This is a genomic window from Ruegeria sp. ABV3_008, from assembly GCF_056161185.1.
On record NZ_JBSWYP010000019.1, the window covers coordinates 18,357 to 34,736 of the forward strand.

18 protein-coding genes are annotated in these 16,380 nt (G+C 60.1%); 14 read left to right on the forward strand and 4 right to left on the reverse strand.

The annotated features are described in order from the left end of the window. Positions 1–45 precede the first annotated feature (45 nt). From ACXAH8_RS21745 to dapD, 3 genes are all read left to right on the forward strand, one after another. Positions 46–957 (forward strand): threonine/serine dehydratase, encoded by a 912-nt coding sequence (locus tag ACXAH8_RS21745; protein ID WP_475220622.1) that lies wholly within the window; start codon positions 46–48, stop codon positions 955–957. Between the two features lie 44 nt (positions 958–1,001). Beyond that, the gene (locus tag ACXAH8_RS21750; RefSeq protein WP_170375984.1) at positions 1,002–1,601 is read left to right on the forward strand and encodes a GntR family transcriptional regulator; all 600 of its coding nucleotides are present in this window, start codon (positions 1,002–1,004) and stop codon (positions 1,599–1,601) included. 109 nt (positions 1,602–1,710) lie between these two features. Then, on the forward strand, positions 1,711–2,538 hold the full coding sequence (gene dapD, locus ACXAH8_RS21755) for a 2,3,4,5-tetrahydropyridine-2,6-dicarboxylate N-succinyltransferase (protein WP_475220623.1): 828 nt from the start codon (positions 1,711–1,713) through the stop codon (positions 2,536–2,538). A gap of 51 nt (positions 2,539–2,589) precedes the next feature. Here the strand turns inward: dapD and ACXAH8_RS21760 are convergent, their stop codons facing one another. Continuing rightward, the gene (locus ACXAH8_RS21760) at positions 2,590–2,925 is read right to left on the reverse strand and encodes a cupin domain-containing protein (RefSeq protein WP_475220624.1); all 336 of its coding nucleotides are present in this window, start codon (positions 2,923–2,925) and stop codon (positions 2,590–2,592) included. A 98-nt stretch (positions 2,926–3,023) separates the two neighbouring features. On the opposite strand from ACXAH8_RS21760, the gene ACXAH8_RS21765 reads away from it, so the two are divergent. The 11 genes from ACXAH8_RS21765 to ACXAH8_RS21815 all read left to right on the forward strand — a co-directional run bounded on the left by ACXAH8_RS21765 (position 3,024) and on the right by ACXAH8_RS21815 (position 14,271). Then, the gene (locus ACXAH8_RS21765) at positions 3,024–3,368 is read left to right on the forward strand and encodes a hypothetical protein (RefSeq protein WP_170375977.1); all 345 of its coding nucleotides are present in this window, start codon (positions 3,024–3,026) and stop codon (positions 3,366–3,368) included. Positions 3,369–3,438: 70 nt separating this feature from the next. Then, complete coding sequence (locus tag ACXAH8_RS21770) at positions 3,439–4,824, forward strand: trypsin-like peptidase domain-containing protein (RefSeq protein WP_475220625.1); 1,386 nt, start codon at positions 3,439–3,441, stop codon at positions 4,822–4,824. Between the two features lie 3 nt (positions 4,825–4,827). Further along, the gene (locus tag ACXAH8_RS21775) at positions 4,828–6,141 is read left to right on the forward strand and encodes a replication-associated recombination protein A (protein ID WP_475220626.1); all 1,314 of its coding nucleotides are present in this window, start codon (positions 4,828–4,830) and stop codon (positions 6,139–6,141) included. A gap of 94 nt (positions 6,142–6,235) precedes the next feature. After that, positions 6,236–7,042, forward strand: coding sequence for a crotonase/enoyl-CoA hydratase family protein (locus tag ACXAH8_RS21780; protein ID WP_475220627.1), 807 nt, complete (start codon positions 6,236–6,238; stop codon positions 7,040–7,042). A gap of 117 nt (positions 7,043–7,159) precedes the next feature. Further along, the gene (locus ACXAH8_RS21785; RefSeq protein WP_475220628.1) at positions 7,160–8,203 is read left to right on the forward strand and encodes an RluA family pseudouridine synthase; all 1,044 of its coding nucleotides are present in this window, start codon (positions 7,160–7,162) and stop codon (positions 8,201–8,203) included. Continuing rightward, the gene (locus tag ACXAH8_RS21790; protein ID WP_475220629.1) at positions 8,200–8,871 is read left to right on the forward strand and encodes an HAD-IA family hydrolase; all 672 of its coding nucleotides are present in this window, start codon (positions 8,200–8,202) and stop codon (positions 8,869–8,871) included. The genes ACXAH8_RS21785 and ACXAH8_RS21790 overlap by 4 nt, the downstream gene beginning before the upstream one ends. A 4-nt stretch (positions 8,872–8,875) precedes the next feature. Next, positions 8,876–9,583: an ATP12 family protein gene (locus ACXAH8_RS21795; protein ID WP_170692996.1), complete on the forward strand. Its 708-nt coding sequence runs from the start codon at positions 8,876–8,878 to the stop codon at positions 9,581–9,583. A 207-nt stretch (positions 9,584–9,790) separates the two neighbouring features. Next, positions 9,791–10,807 carry an amino acid ABC transporter substrate-binding protein gene (locus ACXAH8_RS21800; protein WP_170375963.1) on the forward strand — a complete coding sequence of 339 codons (1,017 nt, stop codon included), beginning with the start codon at positions 9,791–9,793 and terminating at the stop codon, positions 10,805–10,807. A gap of 125 nt (positions 10,808–10,932) precedes the next feature. Continuing rightward, positions 10,933–12,165 carry an amino acid ABC transporter permease gene (locus tag ACXAH8_RS21805; RefSeq protein ID WP_170375961.1) on the forward strand — a complete coding sequence of 411 codons (1,233 nt, stop codon included), beginning with the start codon at positions 10,933–10,935 and terminating at the stop codon, positions 12,163–12,165. Positions 12,166–12,168: 3 nt separating this feature from the next. Then, complete coding sequence (locus tag ACXAH8_RS21810) at positions 12,169–13,467, forward strand: amino acid ABC transporter permease (protein WP_475220630.1); 1,299 nt, start codon at positions 12,169–12,171, stop codon at positions 13,465–13,467. 12 nt (positions 13,468–13,479) lie between these two features. After that, the gene (locus ACXAH8_RS21815; protein WP_170375957.1) at positions 13,480–14,271 is read left to right on the forward strand and encodes an amino acid ABC transporter ATP-binding protein; all 792 of its coding nucleotides are present in this window, start codon (positions 13,480–13,482) and stop codon (positions 14,269–14,271) included. Between the two features lie 45 nt (positions 14,272–14,316). Here ACXAH8_RS21815 and ACXAH8_RS21820 read toward each other — a convergent pair whose 3' ends face one another. The 3 genes from ACXAH8_RS21820 to argB are packed head-to-tail and all read right to left on the reverse strand — an operon-like array spanning position 14,317 to position 16,367. Next, the gene (locus tag ACXAH8_RS21820; protein ID WP_475220631.1) at positions 14,317–14,814 is read right to left on the reverse strand and encodes a SixA phosphatase family protein; all 498 of its coding nucleotides are present in this window, start codon (positions 14,812–14,814) and stop codon (positions 14,317–14,319) included. Further along, complete coding sequence (locus ACXAH8_RS21825; RefSeq protein WP_475220632.1) at positions 14,811–15,485, reverse strand: ferredoxin; 675 nt, start codon at positions 15,483–15,485, stop codon at positions 14,811–14,813. The genes ACXAH8_RS21820 and ACXAH8_RS21825 overlap by 4 nt, the downstream gene beginning before the upstream one ends. Before the next feature lie 18 nt (positions 15,486–15,503). After that, on the reverse strand, positions 15,504–16,367 hold the full coding sequence (gene argB / locus ACXAH8_RS21830; RefSeq protein WP_170375950.1) for an acetylglutamate kinase: 864 nt from the start codon (positions 16,365–16,367) through the stop codon (positions 15,504–15,506). Positions 16,368–16,380 lie beyond the last annotated feature (13 nt).

Here is a 16,380-nt window from a genome sequence, read left to right on the forward strand (position 1 = left end):
AGCTATAGGGTTCGCGGGCAGAGTGCCAGTCACGGAAAGACAAGAATGGATTGGAAGACGGAAATTCAGGCGGCAGCAGAACGCATTGCCGGTCACGCGCAGATAACCCCGGTGATGGAGAGCCACATTCCCGGCTATCCGATCGAGCTGAAGCTCGAGCATATGCAACACACCGGCAGCTTTAAGGCGCGCGGGGCGTTCAACACGTTGCTGAGCATGGAGGTGCCGCAAGCAGGTGTTGTGGCGGCCTCGGGCGGTAATCACGGGGCGGCGGCGGCCTATGCGGCGCGTGCGTTGGGGCACCCGGCCAAGATTTTTGTGCCAGAGATCGCGGGCCCGTCCAAGATTTCCCTGATCGAACAGATCGGCGCGGATCTCAGCGTGGTGCCCGGCGAATATGCAAACGCGCTGTCGATGGCGCAGGCGCATGAGGACAACACCGGCGCAATGCAGATCCACGCCTATGATGCACCTGCTACGGTCGCCGGACAGGGCACCTGCTTTGCCGAATGGGAGGCGCAGGGCCTGGAGGCCGATACCGTCCTGATCGCCGTTGGCGGCGGCGGGCTGATCGCGGGCGCTCTGGCCTGGTTTCAAGGCGCGCGCAAGGTCGTGGCGGTCGAGCCGGAAACCTCATGCGCTTTGAATGCCGCCTTGCAGGCTGGTGAGCCAGTGGACGTGTCGGTTTCCGGCGTTGCGGCCAACGCGCTGGGCGCGCGGCGGATCGGGTCGATCTGTTTTGAACTGGCGCAGGGTATGGAGTCGGTGCTGGTATCCGATCAGGCCATATCTGAGGCGCAGCGCGTATTGTGGCAAGCGCATCGCATCCTTGTCGAACCTGCCGGAGCGGCCGCCTTGGCGGCGCTGATGTCGGGGGCCTACACGCCAGAGCCGGGCGAACGCGTCGCCGTTCTGATCTGCGGCGGGAACATTGCGCCAGACCCTTTTTCAGGCTGAATTATCGCCTTGTGAAAACAGGTTGAGGATTTTATCTATAATTCATGAGCGCCACGATTGCCGATACAATCTACGAAAATCTCAGGCAGCAGATCATCACCGGTGATCTGAACGCCGGCGAGAAGCTGCGCCAGGATCACATCGCCAAAGCCTTTGAGACCAGCCATGTCCCCGTGCGCGAGGCTCTGCTTCGGCTCGAGGGGCATGGCCTTGCCAAAAGCGAACCGCGGCGCGGTATGCGTGTCGCTGTTCTCGACCCGGCCGAGGTGCGCGAAGTGGTCGAAATGCGCGTGGTGCTTGAACCTTTGGCCCTGCAACATTCAGTGCAGAACATGACGCCCGGTGATGTGAAACGCATGGATGAGGCGCGGATTGCCTGTGACGAGGCGCAGACCATGCCGGACTGGGAAACACGTAACCGGGTCTTTCACCGGGCGCTCCTGACGCCCTGCGGCATGCCGCGCCTGCTGCACACGATTGATGACCTTCATATCGCTAGCGCGCGTCATCTGTTTGCCCATTGGAAACCCAAGTGGAAACAGCGCGTCGACAAGGATCATCTGGCGATTGTTCAAGCGCTGAAACACAAGGATCTTGGCGCCGCAACGACCATCCTGATCCGCCATATCCGCCGCGCCAGCTGAGGGTCGGACGATTCCGCCGCAAAAGAGCCCCTGTTCGTCGCATTGCGCCGTGGGCTTGGCTTTCGTATAGGCCACACCGACACGAACAGATTCTGTAGGGAGACGCCCAATGTCCAATGCGCAACTGGAAGCCGCCATCGAATCCGCCTGGGAGGCGCGCGATACCATCACGCCCGCAACAACAGGCGAACAGCGCGAAGCCATCGAAGACACGCTGAACGCGCTGGACAGCGGCGCATTGCGCGTTGCCGAAAAACTGGATAGCGGTGACTGGCACGTCAACCAGTGGGCTAAGAAAGCGGTTCTGCTGGGCTTCCGTATCAAGGACATGGAAATTCAGACCGGCGGCCCTCAGGCCGGTGGCTGGTGGGACAAGGTGGACAGCAAGTTCGCGGGTTGGAGTGACGACAACTGGAAGGCCGCCGGTTTCCGTGCCGTGCCCAACTGCGTTGTCCGTAAGTCGGCCTATATCGCGCCGGGCGCAGTGCTGATGCCGTCCTTCGTGAACCTTGGCGCCTATGTCGACGAAGGCACCATGGTGGATACATGGGCGACCGTCGGATCCTGCGCGCAGATCGGCAAGAACGTGCACCTGTCGGGCGGCGTCGGCATCGGTGGCGTGCTAGAGCCTATGCAGGCTGGTCCCACCATCATCGAAGACAATTGCTTTATCGGTGCACGCTCTGAGGTGGTCGAAGGCTGCATCGTGCGTGAAGGCTCAGTTCTGGGCATGGGCGTGTTCATCGGCAAATCGACCAAGATCGTCGACCGTGAGACCGGCGAGGTCACCTATGGCGAGGTTCCGCCCTATTCCGTGGTCGTTGCAGGCTCGATGCCATCGAAGAACAACATCAGCCTCTATTGCGCGGTGATCGTGAAACGGGTGGATGAAAAGACCCGCTCGAAAACGGGGATCAATGAATTGCTGCGTGACTAAGGGCGATTCATCGAAAGGATTGGCCGTAGCCCTGTGCTGCGGCCTTTTTTGTTAGGCTTTGACAGGATAGCGGTCCGGCTCTTCAAACACGTCGATCACGCGTGAGCCTGCCTTGATCTTGCCGCCATGCTCGACCCCGTCCGGGATGAAGTAGCTGTCTCCGGGGCGATAGGTTCTGGTCTCAGACCCTATCGTCAGCTCTACCTCGCCTTCGATGACAGTGCCCCATTGGGCCTTGTGGGCGTGCATCGGCAGTTCAAAATCCTTCAGGAAAGTGAAAAACGCCACCAGCCCGGCATCAGAGCGGATCACGGCTGTTTGCACGACGTCCTCGGGGAAGGGAACGTCAAGGCTGGGAAAGTCGGTAATGAAATCTGGAAAGGTCATCAAATATCCCTAGTGGTTTGTGAAAATACCACTATGCAGAGTTGTCAGCCCTATGCAAATGCTTGACCGTGCAAAGGTGCAGAGCTATGGCCCCCTGCATGGAAAAGCAAAAGAAACCCTCTCGTCAGCAAGTCTATACCCTGCTCGTGCAGATCGGCCGCAAGGAGGGAGATGGCCTGCCAGACGGCGCGACCGGAGCAGCCCTGATGTGCTTTGCCAGCGGCGTGGATGAGGCCGAGGCCGTGCGTGAAACGGTTGCGATCCTGAAACAGGCCGACACGGCCCCTCTGGACGTGACCGGCTATGGCACATTGGCCGAGCGAGAGGCGCAGGGGCATGACATCGACCCCGATGAACGCGCCCTGATGCAGCGGGCACTGGACGAGAACGCCGTCATTGTCGCGCAGATGACACCGTTTTTTGACGAAGGTGCAAAAGGCTGACGACTGGCCTTCTTGCATTGACGATCCGCTCGGCGCATATCCAGAGGGCTTTACTGGATTGAGGTTCCTCATGCGTCGCTGGATTTTCATCGCTGTTTCGGTCGCCATGGCATCGGTTGCCCATGCCGAGACGCGCGTCCCTCAATCCCAAGCCGAAATCTCGTTTGGTTTTGCCCCAGTGGTGAAACAGGCCGCGCCTGCTGTTGTAAACATCTATGCCAAGATCGTGCGGCAGGGGCGGTCGCGGCCGTTGTTCTCGGACCCGTTCTTTCAGGACTTCTTTGGGCGCGGATTTGGAGAGCCTCAGCAGCGGGTGCAGAACTCGCTCGGGTCGGGCGTGATCCTGTCCGAGGATGGGTATGTGGTGTCGAATTACCACGTGGTCGGCTCGGCCACTGAAATCCGTGTGGTCACGACAGACCGGCGCGAATTCACCGCCGAGGTGGTTTTGGGCCATGAGGAAAGCGATATCGCGATCCTGCGGCTGGAAGAGGCTCAGGATCTGCCCTTCCTGAACATGCGCGATTCGGATCACGTTGAGGTGGGCGAATTGGCATTGGCGATCGGTAACCCGTTCGGGATCGGGCAGACGGTGTCTTCGGGCATTATATCGGGATTGGCGCGCACCGGCACGGCGACCGGGAATGCGCGCGGCTATTTTCTTCAGACCGATGCGGCGATCAACCCGGGCAACTCGGGCGGGGCCTTGATTGACGTGAATGGCGATCTGATCGGGATCAACACTTCGATCCTGACGCGCTCGGGCGGCTCGAACGGGATCGGCTTTGCCATCCCGGCCAATCTGGTGGCCGAATTCCTGCGGCAGGCGCAAGCTGGCAATGACACGTTTGTCAGCCCCTGGGCGGGTATGAGCGGCCAGCACATGAGCGCCGACATCGCCGAGTCTCTGGGTTTGGTGATCCCTATGGGCGTGGTGATCTCGGACTTGCACGACCTTAGCCCTCTGGCCGAGGCCGGATTGCGGGTTGGCGATGTGGTTACCCATGTGGACGGGGATGAGGTGAACTCTCCGGCCGAGATGAAATTCCGCATGTCCGTGGCGGGGGTCGGCGGCACATCCGTTCTGACCCGCTTGCGCGGTGAGGAAAGCGACGACATCGAAGTGGCGCTGATCCGTGCGCCCGATACGCCGGATGCCGAAAAGACGACCTTGGATGAAAGCACTGTACTGCCCGAATTGACAGTCTCGGGCGTCAACCCTGCTGTGATCATTGATCTGGGGCTTAAACTGTCCCAGTCCGGTGTCGTTGTTGTAGATCCCGGCCCATACGGCGCCCGCGCGGGTCTGCGTGTCGGCGACGTTCTGGAGGCGATCAATGGCGCAGACATCGCGCGCCCTAAGGACGTGGTGCACGCGCTGACCGATCCGGGTCGCAGGATCAACATGCTGATCCAACGTGGCGGCCGCAGCCTGTCCCTGCGAATCCGGCTGTAGCGCATGAGCGATCTGTTCGATACCGGCGCGGCCGAGCCAGCTGCGAACCCGCACCGCCCCTTGGCGGATCGCCTGCGTCCACAAACGCTGGCCGAAGTGATCGGGCAAGAGCAGGTTCTGGGCTCCGACGCGCCCTTGGGGGTCATGCTGGCCTCAGGCAGCCTGTCCAGCCTGATTTTCTGGGGGCCTCCGGGCGTTGGAAAAACGACCATCGCGCGATTGCTGGCGCAGGAAACCGATCTGCATTTCGTTCAGATCAGCGCGATCTTTACCGGTGTGCCGGACCTGAAAAAGGTGTTCGAAGCGGCAAAGATCCGGCGTCAAAACGGACAGGGGACGTTGCTGTTCGTGGATGAGATCCACCGCTTCAACAAAGCGCAGCAGGACGGGTTTCTGCCCCATATGGAAGACGGGACCATTCTGCTGGTCGGGGCGACGACCGAAAACCCGTCATTCGAGTTGAACGCCGCGGTCCTGAGCCGGTCGCAAGTTCTGGTGCTGGAGCGCCTGAGCCTTGCCGATCTGGAACGTCTGACCCAGCGGGCCGAAAAAGAACTGGGCAAAGCGCTGCCCCTCACGCCTGCCGCACGTGATGCACTGCATGAGATGGCGGATGGCGACGGGCGGGCCTTGCTGAACCTGATCGAGCAGGTTGCGGCGTGGAAGGTTGACGCACCGCTGGACCCGGATGCGCTGTCGACGCGTCTGATGCGGCGTGCGGCGAAATATGACAAATCCGGCGATGAGCATTACAACCTGATCTCGGCCTTGCACAAATCGGTGCGCGGTTCGGACCCGGACGCGGCGCTCTATTGGTTTGCGCGGATGCTGACTGGGGGCGAAGACCCGCGCTATCTGGCCCGTCGGATCACCCGCATGGCGGTTGAGGATATCGGTCTGGCCGACCCCCAGGCGCAGGCTATCTGTTTGCAATCGTGGGAGACCTACGAACGGCTCGGCTCGCCCGAGGGAGAGCTGGCGCTGGCGCAGGCGCTGGTCTATCTGGCGCTGGCCCCGAAATCGAACGGGGCCTATGTGGGATACAAGGCCGCGATGCGCTTGGCCAAGCAATCGGGCAGTGAGCCGCCGCCCAAGCATATCCTGAACGCGCCCACTTCGTTGATGAAGGATCAGGGCTACGGCGACGGTTACGCCTATGACCACGATGCAGAAGATGGGTTCTCGGGTCAGAACTACTTCCCCGAGACGATGAAGCGGCCTGTGCTGTATCAACCAGTCGAACGTGGGTTCGAGCGTGAGTTGAAGAAGCGGCTGGACTATTTCGCCAAGCTGCGCACGCAGCGCAACAGCGGGTAACGCAGGGTCAACTACGCGCTGCCGTGACGTCACAGGCGACAGGTGGCACGCATCCGGCTTCCCTTGGGTCAATGACCATGAGGGAGGACATGTCATGCCCGTTTCCATAGACAAAACCGAAGACGTTTGGACCATCATCCATCACCGGCCCGAGGCGCGGAACGCTGTTGACCCGGATCATGCAAAGGCTCTGGTGGATGCGTTTCTTGAGTTCGAACACGGCCCCGCAAAGGTTGCCGTTTTCTGGGGGAAGGGGGGCAATTTCTGTGCCGGGTGGGACCTGAAGCTGGCCGCCAGTCTGGCTGACCCTGAATTGGGTGAGGCCTATTACGAGCAACACAGCTTTCCTATTGGATCCGCCACCTCGACGCTTGGGCCAATGGGGCCATCTCGGTTGGAATTGTCGAAGCCGGTCATCGGAGCAATCGACGGTGCAGCCGTCGCCGGTGGGATGGAGTTGGCCTTGTGGTGCGACATACGGGTGATGGCTGAGACGGCTTACCTTGGGGTTTTTTGTCGCCGATGGGGAATTACTCTGATGGACGGCGGTACAGTTCGCTTACCGCGCTTGGTTGGGCAGGGCAAAGCGCTTGAGATCGCTTTGACTGGGCGCAAGGTAGAGGCCGAGGAGTGCTATCGGATCGGGTTGGCAGAGAAAGTCGTGCCGCATGGAGAAGCGCGGGCCGCCGCTGAGGCCATGGCCTGCGACATCGCCCGTTTCCCGCAGGAGGCTGTGCGGGCCGACCGACGCTCGATCATCGAAACGCGTGGGATGTCAGTGCGCGATGGGCTTAAGGTTGAATGGGCCAACGGTCTGGAGGCGATCCGGCGGGAGGGGACCGCAGGCGCCGGGCGGTTTCGAGACGGGGCCGGGCGACATGGGGATTTCTTGAACATCTGAAACACCTACGATTGCTTGACTCTCGACCCGTTGCAGGCCACAGACGCGCATGTTTTCTAGGACAGTAGCAACAGGATACTCCGGGCGGATCGGCCGCGCGGGACAAGGGGCGATGGCATGAGTGGCGTGCAGATGATTACGGTCGCAGAAGGTGACGGAGACCAGCGTGTGGATCGTTGGCTACGCCGCCTGTTTCCGCATGTCAGCCAGGGGCGGATCGAAAAGATGTGCCGCAAGGGAGAGCTGCGCGTAGATGGCAGCCGCGTCAAAGCCTCGACCCGGCTGGAGGTCGGGCAGGTCGTCCGCGTGCCCCCTCTTCCGGATGCCGATCACAAACCGGCTGAAGTAAAGCGCAGCGTGTCCGAGGCGGATGCGAAGATGATCCAGTCCTGTGTTATCTATCGCGACGATCACGTCTTGGCGCTGAACAAGCCGCACGGCCTGCCGGTGCAGGGCGGCAGTGGCCAGACCCGCCACGTCGACAGCCTGTCTGAGGCTTTGCGCTTTGGCTATGACGAGAACCCGCGTTTGGTCCATCGGCTGGACAAGGACACATCGGGCGTTCTGCTGCTGGCCCGCACGCGAGAGGCTGCTAAGGGGTTGACTGCTGCCTTCCGTCACCGCGATACGCGCAAGATCTATTGGGCGTTGGTCGCCGGAGTGCCGACACCCTATCTGGGCGAGATCAAAACGGGTCTGGTCAAGGCTTCTGGTCATGGCAAACAGGGCGAGGGTGAGAAGATGATCCCAGTCCATATGGGCGACATCGACAGCACGCCGGGTGCGAAACGGGCACATACCCACTACGCGACGCTCTATCGTGTCGCGGGCCGCGCCGCTTGGGTCGCGATGGAGCCGATTACGGGCCGGACTCACCAATTGCGCGCGCATATGGCCGCGATTGGGCATCCGATCATCGGCGATGGGAAATACGGCGGGTCCGGTCAGGAAAACCTTGGCGATGGCTGGGGCGCGCAATTGGGCGGGATCATCAGCAAGAAACTGCACCTGCACGCACGGCGCTTGTCTTTCCAGCACCCGATGACCCGTAAACCGATCACGGTTGAGGCCCCGCTGCCCGAGCATATGAAGGACAGCTGGGACACTTTTGGCTGGACCGAAGACCTTGCCGCCGACGACCCCTTTGAGGAGCTGCAATGAGCGCACCCCTGCGTTTGGTCTTGTTCGATGTCGATGGCACGCTGGTCGACAGTCAGGGCAGCATCGTCCATTCGATGACGGCCAGTTTTCAGGCCGCCTCGGTCGAGGTACCAAGCCGTGAGGCCATTTTGTCGATTGTCGGCCTGTCGTTGCCTTTGGCCATTGCACAGCTTGTGCCACAGCAGTCGACGACCGTTCAGGCGCAATTGGTTGAAGGGTACAAGCAGGCCTATCACGCGCACCGGCTGGATCTCGGCGCGGCGAGTTCCCCTCTTTATCCCGGTGCGCGCGACGCGATTGAAGCCCTGCATGCAGTGCCAGAGATTTTGCTTGGCGTCGCCACGGGCAAATCGCAACGCGGTCTGGATGCGCTGATCGAAGCGCATGGGTTGGAGCGCTATTTCGTGACCCGGCAGGTGGCGGATCATCACCCGTCAAAACCTCATCCGTCGATGGTTCAGACTGCGCTGGCGGAAACCGGTGTTGAGGCTGCGCATGCGGTGATGATCGGGGATACTAGCTTTGACATGGACATGGCCGCCGCTGCAGGCGTCACCGGGATCGGGGTCTCGTGGGGGTACCACGACACTGCTGCGCTAAGTGCGGCCTCTTGTGTGATTGAAACATTCGACCAGCTGCCGGATGCGCTGGCCACTCTTTGGAAGTGAAGACATGAGCGACTGGAAACCGAAACGCTTTTGGACAAACAGCACCACGGTCGAGGCCGAGGACGGCTATACGGTCGAACTGGATGGCCGTCGGGTCAAAACGCCGGCCAAGGCCGCATTGATTCTGCCGACCAAAGCGATGGCTGAAGCCGTTGCCGCTGAGTGGGATGCTCAAGACAAAGAGGTGGACCCGACCACCATGCCCTTTACCCGCTCGGCCAATGCGGCGATCGACAAGGTGCGCATCCAGCACGGCGAAGTAGCGGATATGCTGGCGGACTACGGTGACTCCGATCTGCTGTGCTATCGCGCCACCCATCCGCAAGAGCTGCAAGAGCGTCAGGCCGCAGACTGGGATCCCGCGCTGGACTGGGCCGCCGAGACCCTGCAGGCCCGACTGATTCCCGTGGCGGGGGTTCTGCACCAGCCCCAATCGGCTGAGGCTTTGGCGCAGTTGCGTCAGCGGGTCCATACGTTGGATGCGTTTCAGTTGGCGGCCTTCCACGATCTGGTCAGCTTGTCTGGTTCGTTGATTCTGGGATTTGCGGCGGCACAGGATTGGCGCGAACCGGACGAAATATGGCGCATTTCGCGACTTGATGAGAACTGGCAGATCGAACAATGGGGCCACGATGACGAAGCCCACGCCGTTGCGGAAACAAAGAAAGCCGCGTTTTTGCACGCCAAGACCTTCTTCGATCTCTCTGTTTGATCCTTCCAACGTTGGTTTTTTTACGCATCTGCCTAATCCAGAGGCGGAGACCCATCGTTTTCCCTGATCCGACCCTTGACGTTTGTTTATGAATGCGACCAAACTCAAGCCCACTAAAGGGGAGACACCTTTGGGGTAACCTTTCCGGCATCCACTATGCCGGGCAGAGCCGCCCTTACCGGGGCGGAAAATCAGGAAGAGGTAAAAATGAAAAAATCCGTAATCTTGGGCGCGGCAACAGTGGCCGGTCTGGCCGCAGGTGCTGCCGCGGCGGGAACTGTAGACGACGTCAAGGCGCGCGGCACTCTGAACTGTGGTGTGACCACCGGTCTGGTTGGCTTCGCTGCACCTGACGCGAATGGCGAATGGAAAGGCTTCGACGTATCGCTGTGCCGTGCCGTTGCCGCCGCTGTTCTGGGTGACGCAAACGCAGTTGAATTCGTTCCGACCACCGGCAAGACGCGCTTCACCGCTCTGGCCTCGGGCGAGATCGACATGCTGGCCCGTAACACCACATGGACCTTCAGCCGCGACGTCGACCTGAAGTTCGAATTCACCGGCGTGAACTACTATGACGGTCAGGGCTTCATGGTTCCCAAGGCACTGGGCGTAAGCTCGGCCAAGGAACTGGACGGCGCCACCGTCTGCATCCAAACCGGCACCACCACCGAGCTGAACCTGGCCGATTTCTTCCGCGCCAACAACATCAGCTACGAGCCGGTTCCGATCGAAACCAACGCCGAGGCGCAGCAGCAGTACCTGGCTGGCGCATGTGACGTTTACACTACCGACGCTTCGGGCCTGGCCGCAACCCGCGCCACGTTCGAAAACCCCGGTGACCACGTCCTGCTGCCCGAAATCATCTCGAAAGAGCCGCTGGGCCCGCTGGTCCGTCACGGTGATCACGAGTGGGGCGATGTTGTCCGCTGGACCCTGAACGCGCTGGTTTCGGCTGAAGAGCTGGGCGTGACCTCGGCGAACATCGACGAGCTGGCAGCTGGCACCGACAACCCGGAAGTCAACCGTCTGCTGGGCACCGAAGGTACCCTGGGCGAGATGCTGGGTCTGGACGCACAGTGGGCCATGCGCGCCATCAAGGCGGACGGCAACTATGGTGAAGTGTTTGCCAAGAACATCGGTGAAGAAACTCCGATCGGTCTGGCACGCGGCCTGAACGCTCAGTGGACCGAAGGCGGCCTGCTGTACTCGCCGCCTTTCCGCTAAGACATCCACGGAAAAGGGCGCAGGACATCCTGCGCCCTTTTTCACTAATACTTACGCGAACGGACGCAGAGCGGGGACAACCTCGCCATAAAAACAAAGTCCGCTAGCTACGGGGATTCCAAAATATGTCGACTATGACTGACCCGCCGAAAGCTGATTTTCGGCTGTCGATGCTCATAAACGATACCCGCTACAGATCGCTGACCTTTCAGGTGATCGCGGCTATCGCTATTGCGCTATCCATTTGGTATCTGGGCAACAACCTGATCCAGAACCTTCGGGCCGCCGGCCTGAACATATCCTACACATTCCTCGGCGATTCCGCCGGGTACGACATCAACCAGCGTCTGATCGAATATGACAGCCAGTCCTCGCATGGGCGGGCAGCGGTTGTTGGGCTATTGAACACGCTGCTTGTGGCGTTTCTGGCCTGTATCACCGCAACGATATTCGGAGTGATCGCCGGGGTTCTGCGGCTCTCGAACAACTGGCTCGTCTCAAAGCTGATGGCGGTCTATGTCGAGATCTTCCGCAACATTCCAGTTCTGATCTGGATCATCATCATCTTCACGATCATGACGGCCGTTCTGCCGGGGCCGCGGGCGTTCCGCGGTGATAACCCCACGTCGAGCATGCTGTTTGATGCCTTCGCCTTCACCAACCGCGGGGTCTATATCCCCCGTCCGGAATTCGCACATGGCCTGTTCAGTGCAACCATTCTGAACTGGCTGCTGGTGATTGCCGGTCTGGTCGGATCATGGTTCGCCTCGCGCGAGATCGAAAAGCGGGCAACCAAGAAACAGGAAGAGACCGGTGAACGCCCCAGAACGCTGCTGGTGAAACTGGGCGTCTGGCTGGTGCCGTTTGCGTTGCTGATGGTTCTGATGGGCCTGACCTGGGACATTCCCGCGCTGAAGGGCTTTAACTTCAGCGGAGGTATCAAGGTCGGTGGTCCTCTGATCGCTTTGTGGTTTGCTTTGTCGATCTACACCGGGGCCTTCATCGCGGAAAACGTGCGTGCCGGTATTCAGGCGATCTCAAAAGGTCAGACCGAAGCTGCGGCCGCTCTGGGTCTGCGTCAGGGTCGGATCATGAATCTGGTCATCCTGCCGCAAGCGCTGCGGGTGATCATTCCGCCGCTGATTTCGCAGTATCTCAACATCACCAAAAACTCGTCTCTTGCGATTGCCGTGGGCTACGCGGATATCACCGCGACGTTGGGCGGTATCACCCTGAACCAGACCGGTCGTGCGATCGAATGTGTTCTGCTCTTGATGCTGTTCTACCTCACCGCCTCGCTGGTAATCTCGATGGTGATGAACGTCTACAACGCATCCGTCAAGTTGAAGGAGCGCTGAGCCATGGCCGATCAAACAACCAATCCGATCGCTTTCGTGGCCGAAGGTACCATCCCTCCCTCTCCGCCCCCGGCGAATGAGACGGGCGTGGTCAAATGGCTGCGTGAGAACCTGTTCTCTGGCGTTGCCAACACCATCCTGACGGTTCTGTCGCTGATCCTGATCTACATCCTTCTGAAGAACACGTTGCCGTGGATTCTGAACGGGGTGTGGAATGCGAACTCGCTGGCAGAGTGTCGTGAGATTCTGGGTGGCAAGACAGGCGCGTGTTTCGCGGTTCTGACCGAACGCTGGCCACAGCTGATCTACGGCTTCAAATACCCGGTTGAAGCTTACTGGCGCCCCAACCTGGCCTTTGTGCTGATGCTGGTGGCCTTTGCGCCGGTGCTGTTTTTCGATCTGCCGCGCAAGATGCTGATCTTCACAGCGCTCTACCCGTTCATTGCATTCTGGCTGATCTGGGGTGGCACCATTCTGGTCCCGCTTGTGGCTCTGCTGGGTTGCGTCGCGGGCGGTGCCGTGTTCCAGAAATTCGGCAAGAACAGCTTTGCGGCAGGCTTCTTCGGGGCAATCGTTGTGGCGCTTGTCGTTTGGAATGTCGGCGGAGCGCTGATACCGGAAGGTGCTTCTGAAGACGCGATGCTTACAGCTGTTCCCAGCCGTGATCTTGGTGGCTTCATGCTGAACATGATGCTGGGTGTCACCTGTGTGTCGCTGTCGGTTCCGCTGGGCATTGCCCTGGCACTGGGTCGCCAGTCCGACATGCCGCTGATCAAGTGGGTGAGCGTCATCTTCATCGAATTCATCCGTGGCGTGCCTCTGATCACGCTGCTGTTCGTGGCTTCGGTGATGCTGGCCTATTTCTTCCCGCCTGACAGCACAGTCGACCTGTTCCTGCGCGTTGTGATCATGATCACCATGTTCTCAGCCGCCTATATCGCCGAGGTGATCCGCGGCGGTCTGGCAGCGCTTCCCCGTGGACAGTATGAAGCAGCAGACAGCCTTGGTCTGGATTACCCTCAGGCGATGCGGTTGATCATCCTGCCGCAGGCTCTGAAGATCTCGATCCCTGGTATCGTGAACGTGGCCGTTGGCCTGTTCAAGGACACCACACTGGTTTCGGTCATTTCGATGTTCGATCTGGTGGGCATGATCCGAGGCCCCATCCTGGCGTCAACCGAATGGAACGGCGTCTATTGGGAGCTTCTAGGCTTTGCCGCGCTTCTGTTCTTCGTCGTCTGCTACGGCATCTCTCAATATTCTCAGTGGCTCGAGCGTCGCCTTGCCACCGATCATCACTAAGGAGTTCAACACATGTCTGAACTTGCAATTGACCGCGAAATCGACCGCTCGAAGATGCAGGTGAGCGACGAGGTCGCCATCGATATCAACGGAATGAACAAGTGGTACGGCTCGTTCCACGTGCTGCGCGACATCAATCTGACCGTCAACCAAGGCGAGCGGATTGTGATCGCGGGCCCGTCCGGCTCGGGCAAATCCACCCTGATCCGCTGCCTTAACGCGCTGGAGGAACACCAGCAGGGCAAGATCGTGGTGGACGGGATCGAACTGTCGAATGACCTGAAAAACATCGACAAGATCCGGTCCGAGGTTGGCATGGTGTTCCAGCATTTCAACCTGTTCCCGCATCTGACCATTCTGGAGAACTGCACGCTGGCCCCGATCTGGGTGCGCAAAACGCCCAAGAAAGAGGCTGAAGAGCGCGCGATGCATTTCCTCGAGAAGGTGAAGATCCCCGATCAGGCGTTGAAGTACCCGGGTCAACTGTCCGGTGGTCAGCAGCAGCGTGTGGCGATTGCCCGCTCGCTTTGCATGATGCCGCGGATCATGCTGTTCGATGAACCGACCTCAGCGCTGGACCCCGAGATGATCAAAGAGGTGCTCGACACCATGATCGAGCTGGCTGAAGAAGGCATGACCATGCTCTGTGTGACCCACGAGATGGGCTTTGCCCGTCAGGTCGCTAACCGCGTGATCTTCATGGATGCTGGTCAGATCGTGGAACAGAACGAACCGGAAGAGTTCTTCAACAATCCGAAGAGCGAACGCACCAAGCTGTTCCTAAGCCAGATCCTCGGACACTGATCGAGATTACATCAAAGGAAAGGCGGGGTTTTGCCCCGCCTTTTTTCATTTCAGAAGCTCGCGCGGGATCGCGAAGCCCAAGACCTTGCCGCTTTGCTTCTGGATGTCGGACCACTTGTCGATCTCAAACTGGATCACCGTTGTGGCGCAGGTCGGGTAGTCGTGGAACCGAGCGTGCTCGGGCGCGGTTTCGACAAGCTGAGCCGCGAATTGACCGATCCCGGGATTGTGGCCTAGCAGCATCACGGTCCGGCCTGTTGCCGTCTTCAACTCGGCCAGCATCGCATCCGGCCCCGCCAGATAGAGGTCATAGGCGTAGTAGGCGTTTTCAGCACTCAGACCCATGTAGTCCCAGGTCTCGCGTGTGCGGACGGAGTTCGAGCTCAGAAGCTCATCCGGAACCCAGCCGTTTTTCTTGAGCCAAGATCCAATCGCCGGGGCTGAGGCGCGCCCACGTTTGTTCAGTGGTCGCTCATGATCACCGAGGTTGGGATCATCCCAGCTGGACTTGGCATGGCGGGTCAGGATCAGGGTGTGTGTCATGACGGATGAAAGGCCCTCATATGATGTGCGGATTGGTCCGGGTCTCGGCCTGCGTGGGCGCTAACCGGGCAGGAGAGGCGTGCGAGGCATCCTCCGGTCATGCAGACCCGCCCCTCGGGCGTGGCAAGGTGAGTGTGGCAGGCGTCGACATTGTAGAAGCTTTGATCATTCAACGCGCCTACCGGGCAAGTCTGTGTGCAAGGCGCTGCGCATGAGGTGCATGGCGAAGGGGCGATTGCCAGGGGTATTGGGAATTCATCGGCGAAATGAAGCGCGCCGCGCAACGAGATCATCATGCCCATCTGGTCATGTACCAGCGCGCCCACAGGGCTGCTGAAGGTCCGCCCTGATTTCAATGCCCAGTCGATGAACGGCGCGTAGGGAGGGCCGCCGAAGGGAAAATGCGCCTCGGCGCCCAATTCCTGTGCCAATTGCCCAACCACACGGAGTGACCAACGATCTACCGGGTCCTTGCCCTGCCATTCCGGCGCGGCTTTCAACTGGGGCCAGAACTCGGGCCCTGCGCCCAAAAGGATCAGCGTTCCGCCATCCAGTTGTTTCGCTTGAACCTGACGCGGGTGCAGCGCGCCCATGACAATCAGCCCAAACCGCCGCGCTGCGTGTTCGACACGGTCATAATTGTGGTGAGAGGAGGCGGGCTGTTGGGTCATATCTCCTCCGGTTTGGTATTAGTCGGGGCGTATCAACGACCCGGCGCCGTGTTCGGTGAATAGCTCCAGCAGGACCGCGTTGGGCGCGCGTCCGTCCAGAATAACCACCGCACGCACTCCACTATGCAGCGCATCCAGCGCGGTTTCGGTCTTTGGGATCATACCACCGGCAATCGTCCCTTCCAGAGTCATTTCGCGGATCTGACCGGCCTTCAGTTCAGTCACCACGTCGCCAGCGGCGTTCTTGACACCTGAGACGTCCGTCAGCAGCAGCAGACGATCCGCTTTCAGCGCCGAGGCGATAGCCCCCGCAGCCGTATCGCCGTTGACGTTAAAGGTCTCTCCTTCGGTGCCCGCGCCTAGCGGCGCGATGACCGGGATGACGTCATGCGAGAACAGGTCGTGCAGGACCTTGGGGTCCATCTTCGACGGAGACCCCACAAAGCCCAGCGAAGGATCGGTCTGTTCGCAGGTCATCAGGTTGGCGTCCTTGCCCGACAGGCCCACAGCGGTGCCGCCCTGGCGGTTGATCGCCTGTACGATCCGCTTGTTCACAAGCCCCGACAGGACCATCTCGACCACTTCCACCGTCGCTTTGTCGGTGACGCGCTTGCCGCCCACAAACTCTGACTGGATGTCCAGCTGTTTGAGCATCGCGTTGATCATCGGTCCACCGCCATGCACGATCACCGGGTTCACCCCGACCTGCCGCATGAGCACGACGTCGCGGGCAAAGCTGTCCATCGCCTCGTCGCTGCCCATGGCATGGCCGCCCAGCTTGATGACAACAATCGCGCCATCATAGCGCTGCAAATAGGGCAACGCGCTGTTCAGGGTTGCGGCGGTGGCGATCCAATCCCGGTTCATGTCTCGTGTCTTCATGGCTGTCAGTCCT